The organism is Pseudomonas sp. R62 (assembly GCF_000257605.1).
Lineage (GTDB): Bacteria > Pseudomonadota > Gammaproteobacteria > Pseudomonadales > Pseudomonadaceae > Aquipseudomonas > Aquipseudomonas atacamensis.
Genome location: NZ_JH635998.1, coordinates 283,363 through 285,057, shown reverse-complemented (window position 1 = coordinate 285,057; position 1,695 = coordinate 283,363). Strand labels below are relative to the sequence as shown.

1 protein-coding gene is annotated in these 1,695 nt (G+C 65.1%); it reads left to right on the top strand.

What is annotated here, in order from left to right:
- The coding region (locus OQK_RS02775) for a DNA internalization-related competence protein ComEC/Rec2 (RefSeq protein WP_016771008.1) at positions 1 to 1,630 on the top strand (1,630 nt) is incomplete at its 5' end.
- Positions 1,631 to 1,695 lie beyond the last annotated feature (65 nt).

Here is a 1,695-nt window from a genome sequence, read left to right as displayed (position 1 = left end):
CGGTTCAGGCCTCAGTCGCGAGGATTGGCAGGTGCTGCAAGACACCGGCACCGTGCATTTGCTGGTGATCTCCGGCCAGCACATCGGCTTGCTCGCCGCAGTGATGTATCTGCTGGTCGCCGGGCTGGCGCGTTTCGGAGTCTGGCCGTTGCGCTGGCCATGGCTGCCGTGGGCGTGCGGCCTGGCCTTCACGGCGGCGCTGGGTTACGGCCTGCTCGCCGGTTTCGATGTGCCAGTGCAGCGCGCCTGCGTGATGGTGGCGCTGGTGCTGCTGTGGCGCCTGCGTTTTCGCCATCTCGGCGCATGGTGGCCGTTGCTGCTGGCATTCAATGGCGTGCTGCTGCTTGATCCACTGGCCAGTTTGCGTCCCGGCTTCTGGCTGTCCTTCGCCGCAGTGGCGGTGTTGATCTTCACCTTCGGCGGGAGGCTGGGCGCTTGGCGTTGGTGGCAGACCTGGACTCGCGCGCAGTGGCTGATCGCGATCGGTTTGTGCCCGGTGCTGCTGGCGCTGAGCCTGCCGATCAGCGTCAGCGGGCCGGTAGCCAATCTGCTGGCCGTTCCGTGGGTCAGCCTCGTGGTGCTGCCGCCGGCATTGCTTGGCACGCTATTGCTGCCCGTACCTTATGTCGGCGAAGGGCTGTTGTGGCTGGCCGGTGGTTTGATCGACTGGCTGTTTATCGGGCTGGCGCTGATTGCCGGGCAATGGCCGGCGTGGATACCTGCCGCCATTCCATTGTGGGCGCTGGTCCTGGGCAGCCTCGGCGCGTTGTTATTGCTGCTGCCCCGAGGCGTGCCAATGCGACCGTTGGGCTGGCCGCTAATGTTGCTCCTGGCATTGCCGCCTCAAGAGCGAATAGAAGAAGGGCGGGCCGATGTCTGGCAACTCGACGTCGGCCAAGGCCTGGCCATCCTCATCCGCACCCGCCATCACGCGCTTCTCTATGACGCCGGCCCGCGTTTCGGCGAGTTCGATCTCGGCGAGCGAGTGGTACTGCCAGCGTTACGTAAACTTAATGTCCAAGCGCTCGACTTGATGCTGCTCAGCCACGCTGACGCCGATCACGCTGGCGGCGCCCGGGCGGTAATGCAGGGATTGAAGGTGCACCGCGTGGTCAGCGGCGATGCGCCAAACCTACCGCCGGAGCTGAACGCCGAAGTCTGCGCAAGTGGCGAACGGTGGCAGTGGGACGGCGTGCAGTTCCAGCTCTGGCAATGGTCGGCGGCCGATGACAGCAACCAGCGCTCCTGTGTATTGCAGATCGTGGCCAACGGCGAACGCCTGCTGCTCACCGGCGATATCGACACTCATGCCGAGCGCGTTCTGCTCGACAGCCCGCTGGCCGTGCCGACGCAGTGGCTGCAATCGCCACATCACGGCAGCCGCAGTTCATCATCGATGGCCCTGCTCAAAGCCTTGCAGCCCGAAGCGGTGCTGATCTCCCGTGGCCACGGCAACTCCTTCGGTCATCCGCATCCGACCGTGCTGGCGCGCTATCGCAAACAGGGCCTGCGCATCTACGACAGCGCCGAACAAGGTGCCATTCATCTGCAACTGGGCAGCTTCAAACCGCCGTGGACGATGCGTCAACAGCGGCGTTTCTGGCGCGATCCGCCGGTCCCGGGCCGTTGATCGGTGCCAGCATGGGTGCCACCTCACGGTCGTCGGGGCGGCGGGTCTTAATCGCGGATCGGTAT